15 protein-coding genes, 1 tRNA gene and 1 other RNA gene are annotated in these 17197 nt (G+C 66.0%); 10 read left to right on the top strand and 7 right to left on the bottom strand.

Annotated features, from left to right (window positions below; translation table 11 throughout):
• The first annotated feature begins 65 nt into the window (after positions 1–65).
• Positions 66–1700, top strand: coding sequence for a stealth family protein (locus tag RCH15_RS15140; protein ID WP_326961488.1), 1635 nt, complete (start codon positions 66–68; stop codon positions 1698–1700).
• A gap of 22 nt (positions 1701–1722) precedes the next feature.
• Here the strand turns inward: RCH15_RS15140 and RCH15_RS15135 are convergent, their stop codons facing one another.
• From RCH15_RS15135 to RCH15_RS15120, 4 genes are all read right to left on the bottom strand, one after another.
• A complete protein-coding gene (locus tag RCH15_RS15135; RefSeq protein WP_326961487.1) occupies positions 1723–2664 on the bottom strand; it encodes a phosphodiesterase in 942 nt (313 codons plus the stop codon).
• A 196-nt stretch (positions 2665–2860) separates the two neighbouring features.
• On the bottom strand, positions 2861–4072 hold the full coding sequence (fdhA, locus tag RCH15_RS15130; RefSeq protein ID WP_326961486.1) for a formaldehyde dehydrogenase, glutathione-independent: 1212 nt from the start codon (positions 4070–4072) through the stop codon (positions 2861–2863).
• A 222-nt stretch (positions 4073–4294) separates the two neighbouring features.
• Positions 4295–4780 (bottom strand): glutathione peroxidase, encoded by a 486-nt coding sequence (locus RCH15_RS15125; protein ID WP_326961485.1) that lies wholly within the window; start codon positions 4778–4780, stop codon positions 4295–4297.
• Positions 4781–4891: 111 nt separating this feature from the next.
• Positions 4892–6550, bottom strand: coding sequence for a peptidoglycan DD-metalloendopeptidase family protein (locus RCH15_RS15120; RefSeq protein WP_326961484.1), 1659 nt, complete (start codon positions 6548–6550; stop codon positions 4892–4894).
• A 325-nt stretch (positions 6551–6875) separates the two neighbouring features.
• Here RCH15_RS15120 and RCH15_RS15115 point away from each other — a divergent pair, with 325 nt between their 5' ends.
• On the top strand, positions 6876–7787 hold the full coding sequence (locus RCH15_RS15115; RefSeq protein ID WP_326961483.1) for an oxygenase MpaB family protein: 912 nt from the start codon (positions 6876–6878) through the stop codon (positions 7785–7787).
• Positions 7788–7898: 111 nt separating this feature from the next.
• Here RCH15_RS15115 and RCH15_RS15110 read toward each other — a convergent pair.
• A tRNA-Ser gene (locus RCH15_RS15110) sits at positions 7899–7983 on the bottom strand.
• A gap of 225 nt (positions 7984–8208) precedes the next feature.
• Here RCH15_RS15110 and ffs point away from each other — a divergent pair.
• From ffs to RCH15_RS15090, 4 genes are all read left to right on the top strand, one after another.
• Positions 8209–8305, top strand: an RNA gene (gene ffs / locus RCH15_RS15105) — signal recognition particle sRNA small type.
• A 27-nt stretch (positions 8306–8332) separates the two neighbouring features.
• Entirely contained in the window at positions 8333–11563 is a 3231-nt protein-coding gene (locus RCH15_RS15100) for a DNA polymerase III subunit gamma and tau (protein WP_326961482.1), read from the top strand.
• 51 nt (positions 11564–11614) lie between these two features.
• Positions 11615–12214, top strand: a complete 600-nt coding sequence (recR, locus tag RCH15_RS15095; protein WP_024366686.1) for a recombination mediator RecR — start codon at positions 11615–11617, stop codon at positions 12212–12214.
• 364 nt (positions 12215–12578) lie between these two features.
• Positions 12579–13937, top strand: coding sequence for an aspartate kinase (locus RCH15_RS15090; RefSeq protein WP_326961481.1), 1359 nt, complete (start codon positions 12579–12581; stop codon positions 13935–13937).
• A 102-nt stretch (positions 13938–14039) separates the two neighbouring features.
• Here the strand turns inward: RCH15_RS15090 and RCH15_RS15085 are convergent, their stop codons facing one another.
• Together RCH15_RS15085 and RCH15_RS15080 are read right to left on the bottom strand one after the other, a co-directional pair.
• Positions 14040–14273 (bottom strand): hypothetical protein, encoded by a 234-nt coding sequence (locus tag RCH15_RS15085; protein ID WP_326961480.1) that lies wholly within the window; start codon positions 14271–14273, stop codon positions 14040–14042.
• Between the two features lie 154 nt (positions 14274–14427).
• Positions 14428–14661: a hypothetical protein gene (locus RCH15_RS15080; protein ID WP_326961479.1), complete on the bottom strand. Its 234-nt coding sequence runs from the start codon at positions 14659–14661 to the stop codon at positions 14428–14430.
• A 76-nt stretch (positions 14662–14737) separates the two neighbouring features.
• Between RCH15_RS15080 and RCH15_RS15075 the strand changes: the two genes are divergently transcribed.
• The 4 genes from RCH15_RS15075 to RCH15_RS15060 are packed head-to-tail and all read left to right on the top strand — an operon-like array spanning position 14738 to position 17122.
• The gene (locus RCH15_RS15075; protein ID WP_326961478.1) at positions 14738–15211 is read left to right on the top strand and encodes a MarR family winged helix-turn-helix transcriptional regulator; all 474 of its coding nucleotides are present in this window, start codon (positions 14738–14740) and stop codon (positions 15209–15211) included.
• Positions 15212–15238: 27 nt separating this feature from the next.
• Positions 15239–15796, top strand: coding sequence for an SSI family serine proteinase inhibitor (locus RCH15_RS15070; RefSeq protein WP_326961477.1), 558 nt, complete (start codon positions 15239–15241; stop codon positions 15794–15796).
• Positions 15753–16745 (top strand): 3-methyladenine DNA glycosylase, encoded by a 993-nt coding sequence (locus RCH15_RS15065; protein ID WP_326961476.1) that lies wholly within the window; start codon positions 15753–15755, stop codon positions 16743–16745. The genes RCH15_RS15070 and RCH15_RS15065 overlap by 44 nt, the downstream gene beginning before the upstream one ends.
• Positions 16742–17122: a serine protease inhibitor gene (locus tag RCH15_RS15060; protein ID WP_326961475.1), complete on the top strand. Its 381-nt coding sequence runs from the start codon at positions 16742–16744 to the stop codon at positions 17120–17122. The genes RCH15_RS15065 and RCH15_RS15060 overlap by 4 nt, the downstream gene beginning before the upstream one ends.
• Positions 17123–17197: the final 75 nt, after the last annotated feature.

Here is a 17197-nt window from a genome sequence, read left to right as displayed (position 1 = left end):
CGTCGCCCCCCACTGGCGGCGTCCCCGCCGCGGACTGACCGGGCAATTTTGGGGTGGGCGATATCATGCAAGTAGGCACACATTTACGCAAAGAATCACGGAGAATCGAAATTACAGACGCATTGGTCCAGGACGAGATTTACTACGGCAGCCAGGCCTCCGTTGACGCACATGATGAAGTTACGTCCGCGGCTGCCGTCGCGCGGTTCCGGAGCCGCCCGGGTGTTGTACGACGGCGGGGCCGGTACGGGCTGATCAACGAAAACCGCACGCCGTACCAGGCCATGGTGGAGGACTTGATGTTCGTGCGCTCGGTGCTGGACGGCGCCGGACTCGACTACCTCCTGGTCCGCGGCAACAACGACAGGCCCGTCATCGCCGTTGACTGGAAGGACCGCAGGGAGCTCCGCGCTGCCCTCGTGGAGGCCTGCCATGATGAGCCGTTCTACTCAATGACTGTCGATGCCAAGAAGAAATCCTCAGTGCTGGTGGCCGACGGCGAGCTCTCCCCCAACCGGCAGGCCCGGATCTTTCGGCTCTACCGTCCCCGGGTTGAACCCGAGGGAGGATTTGAGTTCGGCGCCTCGGCAGGGGTGCAGCTGGAACTGTGGAGTTTCGAAGGCGACCAGCTGATACTTCCGATCGAGAACTCCCTGACCCGGCGGACCCTGCTCGCCCAGGACGCCGTCCGCGGCACAGTGGAGCGGTACGGGCACACCTGGCCCACCATCGAGAACATGTTCGCGGACCACGCCAGTGACATCAGCTTCGACGTGGACCTCGTATTCTCCTGGGTGGACGGCAGCTCCCCGGAGTACATCGCAGCCCGGCGCGCCCGGATGGCCGGCGTTGTGGTGGGCGAAGGCGACGACCACGAAGCCCGCTTCCGCCAGATCGACGAACTGAAGTACGCGCTGCGCTCGGTGTACATGTTCGCGCCCTGGATCCGCCGGATCTTCATCGCCACCGACTCCCCCACTCCCGCATGGCTGGCGGACCACCCGGGAGTGACGATTGTGCGCAGCGAGGAGTTCTTCGCGGACCCGTCCGTGCTGCCCACCCACAACTCGCAGGCGGTGGAGTGCCAGCTTCACCACATAGAGGGCCTGTCGGAGCATTTTCTGTACTCGAATGACGACATGTTCTTCGGCCGCTCCGTCGGACCGGACATATTCTTTACGCCGGGCGGCATCACGAAGTTCATTGAGGCGGAGACCCGGATCGGGCTCGGGGACAACGACGCCGAACGCAGCGGCTTCGAAAACGCCGCACGGGTTAACCGGAAGCTGCTGTGGGACCGCTTCGGCCGGATCACCACCCGCCACCTGGAACACACGGCTGCGCCCCTGCGGCGCAGCGTCGTGGCCACCATGGAGCAGGAGTTCCCGGCGGAGTTCGCCAAGACGGCGGCGAGCACCTTCCGCGCCGCCGACAACATTTCGGTCACCAACTCGTTCTACCACTACTACGCGCTGCTCACCGGCCGGGCAGTGACCCAGACGGCGGCCAAGGTGCGTTACGTCGACACCACCGCCCGGGCCGGGCTGAACTACCTTCCCAAGTTGCTCGCAAAGCGGAACATGGATTTCTTCTGCCTGAACGACGGCAGCTTCCCGGAAGTGCCGGCTGAAGAGCGGGCCGAGCTGGTAACGGACTTCCTGGAGAAGTACTACCCGATCAAGGCGCCCTGGGAGAAGTAGCGGCCGGGCGGTGCTGCCCGCCCTAGTTGCGGGCGGTCAGCCGCCGGTTGCCTGGAATCCTAGCCGGATCCTCCAGCTTTGCCTTGTCCGGAATGCGGATCCCGGCCGCCGCAATCCGCCGCTGGGTTTCCTCCGCGGAGACAAGCTCTCCGACGGCGGGGGTATCGCCGAGCAGAACCACGGAGTGCACAATCGTGTGCTCGTAGACGTGGACGAGGTTGAACGCCTGACCGCCGTCGCGCCCGCGGGTCCCACCGACCGGAACGTTGAGGTCCTGCGTGTAACAGGTGGCCGACGCCACGGAGACCGGAATCCCGGCGAACGTGGCCGTCGTCGAATAGTGCAGGTGGCCGCCCAGAATGGCCCGAACGTCGGAATTCCGCAAAATTCCGGCCAGCGCCGCCTGATCCCGCAATTCCACGAGCACGGCAAGGTCCAGGACCGAGGGCACCGGGGGATGATGCAGGGCCAGGATGGTTCCGTCCGGCGCGGGGGTGGCGAGTTCGGTTTCGAGCCACTCCAGCTGCCCGGGGCTCAGTTCGCCGTGATGGAAGCCCGGAACTGAGGTGTCGAGGGTAATGATGCGCAGCCCGTTGATGAAATATGTGTGGTCCACCGGGGCGTCATCGGCGGGCTGGTCCAGCAGGCCGGTCCGGAAATTGGCGCGATTGTCATGGTTCCCCATAGCCCAGATGACTTTCGCGCCCATTGCCTTGCAGGCGGGTTCCACGATGGCCCGCAGCTTCGCGTAGGCCTCGGCTTCGCCCCGGTCAGCGAGATCGCCGGTGAAAATCACGGCCTCCGGACGTGCGCCGGACGCGCGGACTTCGTCGAAGAGTTGTTTGAGCCGGGAGTCGCTGTCGACCACACCATGCAGTGGCGTTGAACCTCCCAGCAGGTGGGGGTCACTCAGATGGAGTAGAAAATGACGCGGCCGGGGATGTTCGGCCTCGATGAGCTCCATTGCTACCTTCCTGGTTGGGTGGCGGCTGTAGCCACCAGCTTCCCTCTCAGTAATGTCTATCCAACCAGACATTCGGCCAACAATGTGCAAACTCCAGTAGGCATGTTTGAAAAAACGAAGACATTCAGTAGTCCGGCGGACACATACCTGTTTTGGTTTGTGCCCGCCGGAATACGGTTACTCAGGTGTCCGGCGCCTAGCTCAGGTAACCGTTCGGGTTCAGCACGTACTTCGTCGCTGCACCGGCGTCGAACTCCGCGTAGCCCCTCGGAGCGTCCTCCAGCAGAATTGCTTTAGCGTTGACGTTCTTGGCGATGTGGACCTTGTCGTGCAAGATCGCCATCATCAGCTGGCGGTTGTACTTCATCACCGGGCACTGTCCGGTGGTGAAGCTCAGCGACTTGGCCCAGCCGGTGCCGAGGCTGAGCGAGAGTGCGCCCTTCTTAGCGGCCTCGTCGATGCCGCCCGGGTCACCGGTGACGTAGAGTCCCGGAATGCCAAGAGCGCCGCCGGCGGTGGTGATCTCCATGAGGGAGTTCAACACAGTCGCCGGAGCTTCCTTGGCGTCGTGGCCGTGCCCCTTCGCCTCGAACCCGACGGCGTCGACGCCGCAATCCACTTCAGGCACGCCGAGCAGCTGCTCGATCTGCTCCGCCGGTCCGCCCTGGGACAGGTCAACGGTTTCGCAGCCGAAACTGCGTGCCTGCTTCAGCCGGTCCGCGTTCATGTCCCCCACAATCACCACCGCTGCGCCCAACAACTGCGCACTGGTGGCCGCTGCGAGGCCGACGGGCCCGGCACCGGCGATGTAGACGGTAGAGCCGACACCCACGCCGGCGCTGACGGCACCGTGGAAGCCGGTGGGGAAGATGTCCGAGAGCATGGTCAGGTCCATCATCTTTTCGAGGGCCTGGTCCCTGTCCGGGAACTTCAGCAGGTTCCAGTCCGCATACGGGACGAGGACATAGTTCGCCTGGCCGCCGACCCAACCACCCATATCCACGTAGCCGTAAGCGGCGCCCGGGCGGGCGGGATTGACGTTCAGGCAGATGCCGGTTTTTCGCTCCTTGCAGTTCCGGCACCGTCCGCAGGCGATGTTAAAGGGGACGGAACAGATGTCGCCCACTTTGATGAACTCAACATCCGGGCCTACCTCCACGACCTCGCCGGTGATTTCGTGGCCGAGCACCAGGTCTGCGGGGGCGGTGGTACGTCCTCGGACCATGTGCTGGTCCGAGCCGCAGATGTTCGTGGCAACGGTTTTGAGGATCACACCATGGCGCACAGGCCGGCCCACATTGGCCGGATTAACCCCGGGGCCGTCCTTAAGTTCGAAGGTGGGGTAGTCAATGTCGATCAGTTCGACTTTTCCTGGCCCCTTGTAGGCAACGGCTTTGTTTCCTGTCATCACTTTCCTCCTGGTTCACGGACCACACTGGCTGGGTCCAGTTGGAATTCTCGAAGCTTGCTGATGCACCGCCCGCCAGGCAGATCTAAGTCCGACAGCCCACGCCTCATCGCGCATCAAGCCGCGGCCGTGCCTGGAATATTTGGAAGGTTCGGCCAGTCTAGGCCGTAAGCATGCTTAGAAATAGAGGCCCTTGTCCCCTAGTGGTCCGGGAGCCGACTCTCAACTCAGGGCGGCCTGGACGGCCTCAATGACCTCCGGTGAGTCGGGTTCAACGGTGGGGGCGAAGCGGGCAACCACGACGCCGTCGCGGTTCACGAGGAATTTCTCGAAGTTCCATTTCACCAGTCCCGGCAGGAAGCTGTTTTTGAACTTGGTGAGCTCGGAGTACAGCGGATGCTGGTTCTTGCCGCGGACGTCTGACTTCGTGGTCAGCGGGAATGTCACGCCGAAGTTCCGTTCGCAGAACTCTGCGATCTCGGAGTCCCCGGCAGGTTCCTGTCCCGCGAACTGGTTGCAGGGGACGCCGAGCACCTGGAACCCCTGCTCCCGGAATTTGTTGTGGAGCGCCTCGAGCCCCGCGTACTGCGGCGTGAAGCCGCACTGCGAGGCGACGTTCACCACCAGCACCACCTCCCCCTTGAAGCGGCCAAAATCGGTGTTGGTTCCGTCATTGAGGGTGAGCGGAATGCTGTGGAGAGGGGTCATGGCAGGGTTCCTCGCGAAGTCGGTATTGAAGTTCGTGCCCGGAGCGGTGTTTCCGGAAGTGGTCACGACTGTTCTTCGACACCAACGAACGCGGGTATGGGTTGGTGCCTGCTACGGCGTAGGAGGCACTGACGGGTCCGGCATCACCGATGGAGCAACGGCGGGAGGCCGGGAGGGCGGAGCGACGACGGTAGGCGGGGCGGGCGGAGCGACGACGGGAGGCGGGGCGGGCGGAGCGACGACGGGAGGCGGGGCGGGCGGAGCGACGACGGTAGGCGGGGCGGGCGGAGCGACGACGGTAGGCGGGGCGGGCGGAGCGACGACGGTAGGCGGGGCGGGTGCCACGGTGGGCTGCACCGGTGGCGGCGCGACAACCGGCGGCGGGACGGGTGCCACGGTGGGCTGCACCGGTGGCGGCGCGACAACCGGCGGCAGGACAGGTGCCACGGTGGGCTGCACCGGTGGCGGCGCGACAACCGGCGGCAGGACAGGTGGCGGCGCGACAACCGGCGGCTGCACCGGTGGCGGCGCGACAACCGGCGGAAGGACAGGTGGCGGCGCGACAACCGGCGGAAGGACAGGTGGCGGCGCGACAACCGGCGGAAGGACAGGTGGCGGCAGGACAGGTGGCGGCGGCGTAGCGGTCCCAGGCGGCGTCGATGACGGCGGCGGCATAGCGGTCCCCGGCGGCGTCGATGACGGCGGCGGCATAGCGGTCCCCGGCGGCGTCGATGACGGCGGCGGCGTAGCAGTCCCCGGCGGCGTCCCAGTCCCGGGCGGCGTAACAGTCGGCGTGTCGCTTGGCGGCTGCGAACCCACCGGCGCGGTGGTCCCGCTCGAAGGGCCGGCCGGCGGCCGGCTGGTTTCAGCGGTTGGCTTGGCCGGGCTCGTTCTCGTCGGGGACAGCCCGTCCCAGACCGACGGGGTTGGTGAGGCAGCAGCGGACGAGCCGGAGGGCGTCCGGGGCGTCGCCGCAACGGGCACTTCCTCAGCGCCGCCAGCGACTTCATGCCTTCTGTCGTCCGATACGGGGATGGCCCAGCCGAGGCCGGCGTTGGCCGGCAGGCCTGCCTCGGGTGCGTAGCTGGTCATCTCGATGGGGCCCAGCGGATCCGTCTGCGCAATCGGAAGCAGGACCCAGTCGTGCGGGTTCTTGTGGGCGCCGTTGAGGATGGTTTCAAAATGCAGGTGGCAGCCGGTGGACGATCCGGTGGTTCCCACCCGGGCGATAACTTCGCCCACCCGCACCGAATCGCCCTTCTTGACTGCGATCGCCTCAAGGTGGTTGTAGGTGGTGATCAGTCCGTTGCCATGGTCGATTTCCACTCGGTTTCCGCCGCCCCACGGGTGCCAGCCGACGGCACGCACCACTCCGGCGTCGGCGGCGTAGACACGGGTGCCGCATGCGGCGGCGTAATCCTGGCCCCAGTGGAATTCACCGGCCGACCCCGAGATGGGGCTGGTCCGCAGTCCGAAAGGTGAGGATTCCCGAAGGGACTCAAGGGGGGCCATGAGGAAACCAACGGCAGGCCGTTTCAATCCGGCAGAGGCCACATTGAGTTCTCCGGGCACACCGTCCCTGGAGGTTGTCTGGACATTGGATCGGGCGTAGGCCACCAGCGCCCGGGCATCCGCGGTGAACGGTGTCGCGACCGGAACGTCCGAGGCGGTGGCGCTGGCGTCGGCGGTGGCGGTGGCAACGGCACGCGCGGCCGGAGCCAGCGGCTCCGGACCCATTGCGGCAGCCATTGCCGCCCTGGAGGGTGCCACGCTGGCTCCAGGGCCGGGCAAACCTTGGGCTGAGAATGTCAGCACCGCCAACGAGAGGCAAAACCCGCCGGACAGACATCGCGCAGCGATGATCCTGGCCCTTGCAGCCTTTTCACTCGTCGAGTTTCCCCAGTGCTTTCCCACGATGTGACTCCGCATCCTGTTCGTCGGTCCCAAATTTCGCGGACCCACTGTCTTATGGCACCACACCATCGGAAGCCTGTGAACGGTACAAACCACTCCCCTTGCAAAGTCGAGTGGAAGGCCAGTAGTACTGGCTTCCGGGGCAAGTACCGGGCTCCGCGGGCATAAGCGAGAATGAAGTATGCGCAACCTCCTCAGGGAATGGCAGTCCGAGCTTAAACAGACGTTCACCGGGACCCGGGACGAGGTGCCGGAGTGGGTGCCGCGCCTGGCGGACGGCGACGACCCTGGCTACCACCTGCCGGGCTCCGCGGTCTGGGCCGTCCACGGGGACATGCCCACCATCGTGGCGGGAATCCGGGCACTGTTGATGCAGGCGCTCCATCCCGGCGCACTGGCCGGCGTCCACGACCACTCCCGGTTCCGCGAGGATCCTCTCGGGCGGCTGGCCGGCACCATCCGCTGGATCTTTACGGTCACCTTCGGTTCAACCGCCGCGGCCCGCGGAGCCTCTGACTGGGTGAAGCAACTCCACGAATCGGTGCGTGGTGAGTACGTGGACGCTCACGGGATCAGCAGACGCTATGCGGCCAATGATCCTGAGCTGCTCCGCTGGGTGCATATCGCCTTCACCGACGCTTTCCTTTCTGCGCACCAGATTTGGGGCAGGCCCATTCCCGGCGGCGCCGACGCGTATGTGCGGGAATGGGCGCAGGCTGGTGAGCTGATGGGAGTAGCGTCCCCGCCGCTCACCGAGGAGGCCATGCGCCGGCAACTGGACGACTGGTACGACGCCGGAGAACTCCGTTCCGATGAGAAGGTGGCCGAGACGGTGGCCTTCATCCGCAACCCGCCGCTTCACCCCGTGCTCCGGCCAGGCTACCGGGTGCTCTTCGCTGCGGCAGTGGCAAGCCTCGAGCCAAAGTACCGCGATTTGTTAGGCCTCCGGACTGCACGTCTGGGACCCGTTCCCCTTCCGGTACGGCTGGCCACGAAGGTAACCCTCGGCGTCGTTCATGTTGCTCTCGGCCGGGTGGGGCCCAGCGAACAAGCCGCCCGGCGCCGGCTCCGCCGGCTGGGGTTTCAAGCCTGACGGACCGGGTGCCCGGACCGGCACCCCGGTGTGCGGTTCCCGGGGTGCCGGTCCGGGTTTGGCTGAAGGCGGACGCAAAAAGGCCCCGGTCCATGGGACCGGGGCCAAACGCGGAGAATGGGGGATTTGAACCCCCGAGGGCGTTAACCCAACACGCGTTCCAGGCGTGCGCCATAGGCCGCTAGGCGAATTCTCCAGTAGCTTTTGAATCAAAAGCAGATACTAGAATACCTGAACTTCCCGGCATAGCCCAATTGGGTTCCGGCCCCACCCGGCAGGGCATGCCCGCTCCCCGCCCACACCAGGGGACATAAGCCCATCATGCCCATCCGCGGGCGCGAAAAATGGGCATGTCCCCGTCGGTTCCGCCGGTCCGGATGCAGACGATTCGGGGCACACTCAAACGTCGGGTAAACTTGCTGACGGCCCCTCATGTGGCGTCATCCTGTTGAACTCCCCCAGGACCGGAAGGTAGCAAGGGTAAATGGGCTCTGGCGGGTGCATGAGGGGTCTTTTATGTCTGTGCCGATTGGTAGGGTTTAGCTGTGACTGTTACTACCGCCCTTTACCGGAGATACCGCCCCGATTCGTTCGCGGACGTTATTGGCCAGGAGCACGTCACCGAGCCGCTGATGACGGCCCTGCGCAAGAACCGCGTCAACCACGCCTACCTCTTCTCGGGCCCCCGGGGCTGCGGTAAAACCACCTCGGCCCGCATCCTGGCCCGCTGCCTGAACTGCGCCGAAGGCCCCACGGATACGCCCTGCGGCAAGTGCCCCAGCTGCGTCGAACTGGCCCGCGGCGGCTCCGGCTCCCTCGACGTCATCGAAATCGACGCCGCCAGCCACGGCGGTGTGGACGACGCCCGCGACCTGCGGGAGCGCGCCACGTACGCCCCCGTCCGCGACCGCTACAAAATCTTCATCATTGACGAGGCCCACATGGTCACGTCCGCCGGCTTCAACGCCCTGCTCAAGATCGTCGAAGAGCCGCCGGAACACATCAAGTTCATCTTCGCCACCACGGAGCCGGACAAGGTCATCGGCACCATCCGCTCCCGCACACACCACTACCCGTTCCGGCTGGTGCCGCCCGAACCGCTCATGGCTTACCTCGAGTTGCTCTGCACGCAGGAGAACGTCGCGGTGGCCCCCGGCGTGCTGTCCCTCGTGATCCGCGCCGGCGGTGGTTCGGTGCGGGATTCCCTCTCCGTCCTGGACCAACTCATGGCCGGGGCCGGACCGAACGGGTTGGACTATGAACTCGCGGTGGCCCTCCTGGGCTACACGCATGCCTCCCTGCTGGACGACGTCGTCGAGGCCGTTGCCGCCTCCGACGCCGCGACCGTCTTCCGCGCCGTGGACCGGGTCATCCAAACGGGACATGACCCGCGGCGCTTCGTGGAGGACCTGCTTGAGCGCTTCCGGGACCTGATCATCGTTCAAGCGCTGCCGGAGAGCGCCCAATCCATTCTCCGCGGCATGCCGACCGACCAGATCGCGAGACTGCAGATCCAGGCACACAACCTGGGTGCGGCCGAGCTGTCCCGGGCCGCAGACGTCACCAACACCGCCCTGACCGAGATGACCGGCGCAACCTCCCCGCGGCTGCATCTGGAACTGCTGTGCGCCCGCATTCTGCTGCCGTCTTCGGAACAGACTGAACGCGGCATCGCTGCCCGGATCGACCGGGTGGAGCGGCGGCTGAACTACGCCGGGAACGACGTCGGCGCTCCCGTCCCTGTTTCCGCCGCGGCCACGGCCGGGAACCCGCCACTGAATGCGTCCGCTGTTCCCGCTCCGGCCGGGAACCCGCCACTGAATGCGTCCGCTGTTCCCGCTCCGGCCGGGAACCCGCCACTGAATGCGTCCGCTGTTCCCGCTCCGGCCGTCCAAACCGCCAACCCGCCAGCCAACCCGGCCGCAGCCGCACCTGTTGTTCCCGAAACCGTTGTTCCCGCACCCGTCGATTCCGCACCCGTTGTTCCCGCACCCGTCGATTCCGCACCTGTTGTTTCCGCACCCGCGGTACCGGCAGTGGCGGCACCGGCCCGGGAGAGCCTCACTCCCCCCCGCGTCAGCACCGGTGATTGGCCTGTCGACGAGTCTGCACCCGTTACTAATGGGACTAACGGGCGGACACCGGCACCGCAAGAGATCACGCCCGCGCGGCCTGCACCGGCGGCTACGCCGTCACCGGTGGCCGCATCATCCGGTCCGGGTTCCGCCGCCTCAGTCCCCCCGGCACCGGCTCCGCGACCCCAAAACCCGTCGGCCTCCCCCGCCCCGTCGGCAGTGCCCGCCACGGCGCATGCTGCCGGAACCGGGCCCGACGTCGAGGTCCTCCGCCGCGCTTGGCCTGAAATCCTACAGACGCTGACCAAGATAAAACGCAGCACCTGGGCCCTGGTTGAGCCCAACGCCCAAGTAGGCCACTTCGAGGACCACGTCCTGACACTTGCGTTCACCACCTCGGGTCTGGCTGGCGCATTTGGCCGCGCGGATCATTCCGAGAACCTGCGGCAGGCCATCCACAAGACCATCGGCATCGATTGCCAGATCCACGCGGTTGCCAGTGGAACCAACAGTCCAGCGAGCTCTGAGCCAAACCCAAAAGCACCCGCTAGCCGGGACGTCCCGGCTGCGTCCACCGATGCTGACTGGGGCCTGCCCCCTGCCCGGATGCAACCAGCGCAGTCCGAAGCAGCGCGGACCGGACAAGCCCATGCGCAGCCGGCATCAACGCAACCGGTGCAGGCGGCGCACGGTCCGGCAGCTGTTCCCGCAGCTTCGGCCCGGCCGGACTCTGAAGCCCCCAAACCCGCACCGTCCCCGGAGCCTGAGCCTGAGCCTGAGCCAGCAAAGTCAGCCGCCGGCCAGGAGGCGCCGCCGGCCAGTGCAGCAGCCGCGGCTGAGCCGCAGGCAACCGTGCTGGACGCTGCCGGTTCCTACGCCTACCCTGACGATGACTGGGGTCCGCCCCGCGATGAAGACGCTCCGCCGCTGGACGAGGAACCGCCCATGGACTGGGACCCGTCAGCTCCAGTCGCGGCACGTGCTGTTCAGCCGCCCGCCGCTACCGCAGCTTCCCGCACGGAGTCCCCTGCACCGCCGCGATCCGGAGCCGAGGCGAAGACTCCGGAGACCATAATCCCGGCGCCCCAGGCGGCGGAGACGGTCGATGACCCGTGGTCCCGTGCCCTTGAGCAGGCTCCCGGCGTCTGGACAATTGGTTCGGACTCCAACATCGGCAACTATCCGCCCGAGGCACCTGCCGCCGCTGCCGCCTCCCCCGAGCCGGAACCCCCGCACTACGAACCTGCGGCGGCCCAGATCCCGCAGTACGCCGCTACAGTTCCGGCCTCCGCGGAGTATGAGGTCGCTGCGACCGACGAGCGGGGCGAGGCCGCGGTGTTGGTACCAGCTGGTGCCCGCTCCGTTCCTGGCCCGGACTCCGCTGCGCCCGTTATGCGGTCCTCGGCACCGGTTGCCGCCCCCGCGCCTGCAGCGGCCCAGGCATTGGTTCCTCCAGACGCAACAAGCCGGCAAAGCCTTTATCAGCGGCTCTCAAACAGTCCGGAAGCCGAAGCCGGGCGCGCCAAGGCCCCTGCCCGTGCGGCTGCCACCACCACCTATGTCCAGGACATCCCCAGCGCGGATGATGAAACCATCGAGGAATCGGGGATATTCGGACGCGCCGCCGTCGAACGGATCCTCGGCGGAAAACTGGTGGAAGAGCGGTCCTTGGACGGAAGTCCGCTGCCGCCGCGCTTCTGACCGCCCCGCCGGGCCCTCCGCCCGTCGCCATCCCCAACGAACGAGGACACAGTGTACGAAGGTGCAGTTCAAGAGCTGATTGACGAGCTCGGACGCCTTCCCGGCGTCGGGCCCAAGTCGGCCCAGCGTCTGGCGTTCCATATCCTTGAGGCCGACCCGCAGGACATGAAACGGCTGGCGGATGCCATCATCACGGTCAAGGAACGGGTCAAATTCTGCACAGTGTGCGGGAACGTCACTGAGCAGGAACTGTGCAATATCTGCCGGGATCCGCGCCGCGACCCCTCGATCATCTGTGTCGTCGAAGAATCCAAGGATGTCCTCGCCGTTGAACGCACCCGCTCGTTCCGCGGGCGGTATCACGTGTTAGGCGGGGCCATCAATCCCATTGCCGGCATCGGCCCCGAACAGCTCCGGATCCGCGAGCTCCTTACCCGGCTCAACGACGGTGCCATCCAGGAAATCATTATCGCGACCGACCCCAATCTGGAGGGCGAAGCCACCGCGACGTATTTGGCGCGCATGCTCAAGTCCATCGGCATCGCCGTCACCCGGCTGGCATCGGGCCTGCCGGTGGGAGGTGACCTCGAATACGCCGATGAGGTTACCCTGGGCCGCGCCTTCGAGGGTCGCCGCAACGCCCTGAGCTGAGCCCAACACGGCGGCCGCCGCCGCCGTCGCACGTTCCTGGAGCGGACATGCTCATCGCTGGCTCGTACGGTTGGACATAGTGCCAATATGTCCAACCCTCGCCACCACCACGGAGCATGTCCCGCGAAGCAGCCGACATGTCCAACCCTCGCCACCACCACGGAGCATGTCCCGCGAAGCAGCCGACATGCCCAACCATCGCCACCACCACAGAGCATGTCCCGCGAAGCACCGGCCGGGTGTCTGGCATGCGGTCACAATTCAGCAACCAGGGACACACGGCGATAAACTGGGCGGAGAAGTACGCCGTCGCGCCGTTTGGTTGCTTGGCCCAGAACCCCGATGATCCAGTAAGGGTGCGCGCATGAGTTTGCCCACTACAGCAGTCCATCCCGGACAGCAGCCACAGGAGCTGCCCGTCTCTGGCACCGCCACGAAACACCTCGTCGTAAAGAAGTTTGGCGGGTCCTCCGTGTCCGATGCCGAGGGCATTCGACGTGTAGCCCGGCGGATCGTGGACGCTCAGAACGCCGGTGACGAAGTGGTGGTGGTGGTGTCGGCCATGGGTGACACCACCGACGAACTCCTTGACCTTGCCGCGCAGGTCACCGACTCGGCCCCTGCCCGGGAGATGGACATGCTCCTCTCCGCCGGCGAACGCATCTCGATGGCCCTGCTTGCCATGGCCATCAACAAGTTCGGCGCCTCCGCCCAGTCCTTCACCGGATCCCAGGCCGGCATGATCACGGACGGCATCCACGGCAAAGCCCGGATTATCGACGTCGACCCGCACCGCATCCGCACGGCCCTGGATAAGGGGCACATTGCGATCGTCGCGGGCTTCCAGGGTATGAGCCGCACCACCAACGAGGTCACCACCCTGGGCCGCGGCGGTTCGGACACCACCGCGGTGGCACTGGCGGCCGCCCTCGACGCGGATGTGTGCGAGATCTTCACCGACGTCGATGGAATCTACACCGCCGATCCGCGCGTCGTACCGTCCGCCCGGAAAATCGACCGGATCTCCAGCGAGGAGATGCTCGAGCTTGCGGCGTCCGGCGCCAAGATCCTGCACCTTCGCTGCGTGGAATACGCCCGCCGCTTCGGTATGCCGCTGCACGTGCGGTCTTCATTCAGCCAAAACGAAGGCACCTGGGTCCTGCCCAGCGCCGACGACAAGATCACAACCCAAGAGGGAGTTGCCTTGGAGCAGCCAATCATCTCCGGTGTTGCACACGACCGTTCGGAAGCCAAGGTCACGGTGGTCGGGGTACCCGACATCCCGGGCAAGGCCGCGGCGATCTTCCAGGTCATCGCCGATGCCCACTCGAACATCGACATGATCGTCCAGAACGTTTCCACCCATGGCACGGGCCGGACCGACATTTCCTTCACCCTGCCGATCGTTGAGGGCGCCGACGCGCTGGCCGCCCTGCACGCCGCGCAGGACCGGATTGGCTTCGAAAGCATTGAGTACAACGAGAAAATCGGCAAACTGTCGCTGATCGGCGCCGGCATGCGATCGCACCCGGGGGTTTCCGCGCGTTTCTTCGCGGCACTCTCCGAGGCGGGCATCAACATCAACATGATCTCAACATCGGAGATCCGGATCTCCGTCGTCACCCACGCCAACCTGCTCGATGACGCCGTGCGCGCCATCCACAAGGCTTTCGACCTTGATAGCGAGGACGAAGCGACGGTGTACGGCGGCACCGGCCGCTGACGGGACCCTGCGAACCACACCGGGGCCTCACGGGAATAGGAGCGGCGTCTGCCACTCCTATTCCATGTGCCGCCGACTTCTCCTGCCCTATGCCGGGCGGGTTCAGACTTCCTCTTTGGGCAGGTCTTCCTTCCGCACAGCGTAGTGATGTCCGTGCGCATCGGTTTCAACTTCGAATCCGGCGAGGTCAATCTCGGAGGCATGCTCATACTCGTCGTTTTTGTGGACGACCGGTGTTGCGGTGTCTCCCCGCGAAGCAGGGCCGAAGACGAAGCGGGGCCACGTCGTCGGGTGCAGGTGTTGCCTGAGTGCGACTTTCCTCAGTGCAAGTGCCATAGTTCCCACCCCCTTTCCGGCGTCCGGGCCAAGCAGGACCTTCGCCGCTAAGCGGCTGGTCCCAGTGCCCTCATTTTACGCCCGACGGCGGGAAAAGGCATGGCGGGCGTCCGCCAAAACGTGAGCGTTGTGTGCGGACAACGCGGGGGGCGGTTCAGCGCAGCGATTTGTCGCCGGGGTTCCGGGGCACGACGTAGGTGCTGCCATCCGCGCGGTGAACGGTCTCCCATTGCTGGGTTTCAGCTTCGCGCTGGGCCAGAAGCTGCTGATTCTGCTCCGTCATCTCATGCCCGAGAGCACTGCGGTTGGCCGGCCCAAAAATCATCCGGAGCTTGCCTGTCGCCCGCATGAACCTCTGCGAGCCGTTCTCGGCGTTGTTCTTGGCCATCCCAATCACTCCTAGGAACTAGACGATGCTCTCAGTGTACGCTAATGATTAGTGCACTAACTATTTGGAGGCCCACGTGACTGATGTGACCAACGAAGCCCGGGAGGATCTTTTGCTCGAGCACCAGCTCTGCTTCGCGCTCACGGTGGCGTCCCGCAGTGTGGTCGGTGCGTACAAGCCGGTCCTGGACAAGCTCGGCCTGACGCACCCCCAATATCTTGTGATGCTGTGCCTCTGGGAGGCGAGCCCCCGTTCCGTCCGCGACATCAGCGGCGCCCTCGCCCAGGAGCCGGCCACAATCTCGCCTCTGCTGCGCCGCCTGGAGACGGCCGGTTTCATCACGCGCCGGCGTGTGGCTGGGGACGAACGGACCCTGGCCGTGGACCTGACCCCGCTCGGCGCCGCGCTCCGGCAACAGGCCACGGCCGTGCCCGGCACCATGATGGAGCGACTGGGCCTGACCCGCGAACAGGTCGGCCAGCTGCATGCCACCATGATGGACCTGATTGCGGCCACAAAGACCCCCTCGGACGGCACGCGCCGGCGGTAGACTGGGCAAAAAACAGGAGGATTGCTGATGCGCAAGCAACTTACCCACGCCGCGCTCGTTCTGATGGCGGTGGCCGGACTGGCCGCCTGCTCGGCGGGGACTACGCCGTCGCCATCGACCTCTGCCCCTGACGCCACGGGCAGCGCCAGCGCGTCTGCGACCGGCACCCCCTCAGCGGATACTGAAACGAAAACTCCGGCTCCCTCGCCGTCTGCAACGCCCGTTCCCTCGGGACCCGGACAGGGCAACGCCGAACTCGCCATTACGGTCAAACCGTCCGCAACCGGCACGCCTGCGAACTTCACCCTGGTCTGCGTGGACGGCGTCCCGTCAGCAGAGAGCCAGCATCCCGCTGCCGCCGCCGCCTGCACCGCCGTTAAGAACAACGCAGCGCTCCTTAGTCCCGAACCGCGGGCAACCGACCAGGCCTGCACCCAGCAGTACGGCGGTTCGCAGGAGGCTACGGTCACCGGTGTCGTGGACGGCCGGCCGGTTGAAGCGACCTTCAGCCTGCGCGACGGCTGCGAGATCGCCGCTTGGAATGCCGCCAAGGACGTCCTTGGCTCCACCGGCGGAGCTGTCTGAGCTGCACGCCCTCGAGCAGGAAGACTGGCTCCCCCGCCAAGCCGCGCATCAGGCGCGCGTCCGGCGTTACGCTGACCCGTACCTTGCCCGGCGGTCCGCGGGCACCAAGCATCCGGTGGAAGACTTCCTCTTCACCTACTACACCCAGAAACCCGGGCAGCTGCAGCGCTGGCACCCCGGAGCCGGCGTGGTTCTCACCGGTCCCGCCGCCGCCGAGCGGGCCGGCTGGAAGTACTACCGCATTCCCGACGGCGGTGAGCTCGCTGCCGCCGGCCTGCCGGTGGACTCAACGGCCGTAACGGTCGACGTCGGCGCGTTCGTCCGGGACCGGCAGGAGGCCCTGCAGTTTGCCGGGATCATCCTGGCCGGGACAGCGGCGCGTCCAGCCCAGTACGGCTGCTTCGGGCTGCACGAATGGGCCATGGTCTACCGGCAGGACAAATTCGAACTCCGGCACGAGTACCTCCGGCTTCGCCTCGGTCCCGAACGGACCGATGAGGTGGTGGAGGAAAACCGCATCCGGTGCTCGCACTTCGACGCCTTCCGTTTCTACACCCCAGATGCTGTGCCCTTGAACAACCTGGTGCCCAGCCGGGAAAACCAGCGGGCCATGGAACAGCCAGGGTGCCTGCATGCCAACATGGACCTGTACAAGTGGGCCTACAAACTTGCCCCGCTCCTGCCCAGCGAACTGGTGATGGACTGCTTTGAACTCTCCTGGCGGATCAGGGCCATGGACATGCAGGCGTCCCCCTATGACCTGTCGGAGTGGGGCTATCCGGCCATCCTGATCGAAACGCCGGCGGGCAAGGCGGAGTACGTTCACTACCAGCGGGAATTTTCGGCCGCGTCACAGGGGCTTCGGCAGCGGTTATTGCAGGAGCTCATGCCCCTTCTCCAGCCGGTAAATTCCAGCCCCGCCCCAGAACGCACGGAAGGACAGCCATGACTGCCACCCACGAACGTCGCAGCAGTGACGACATCAATCTCACCATCCGCCTGACCGAGGCCCCGGGCTCCCCCGAGTACCTTTTTCAGCTGGCGGCAAGTGACGGCACCCTCGCCGGAGGGTGCACGCTGCCGGACTCTGCGGCCGCCCTCGCCGCCGTCGCGGAACACGGGGAGGAGATATTCTTCCCCAAGCCAGGCCCCCCGAAGATGTGCACGCAACAGTACGGCGGACCACAGGTCGCCGTGGTGACCGGCTGGTTCCTCGGCCGGGAAGTCCACAGCCGGTTCAGCCGCACCGATGGCTGCGAGATCGCCCGCTGGCGTGCCATGGCGCCGCTGCTCGGCGGAGTGGCGGGCTCCACCGGGGCCAGCTGAACTGGATCCCCGGACGGGGAGCCTACCCGGGGAGCTGGCACGGGCTGCAACGCATCAAGGCAATGGCCGGCGGTG

Origin of the sequence: Arthrobacter sp. MP_M4, from assembly GCF_035984855.1 — a bacterium.
Lineage (GTDB): Bacteria > Actinomycetota > Actinomycetes > Actinomycetales > Micrococcaceae > Arthrobacter.
The sequence above is the reverse complement of the archived record's forward strand: the minus strand, read 5'-3'. Positions and strand labels throughout refer to the sequence as shown.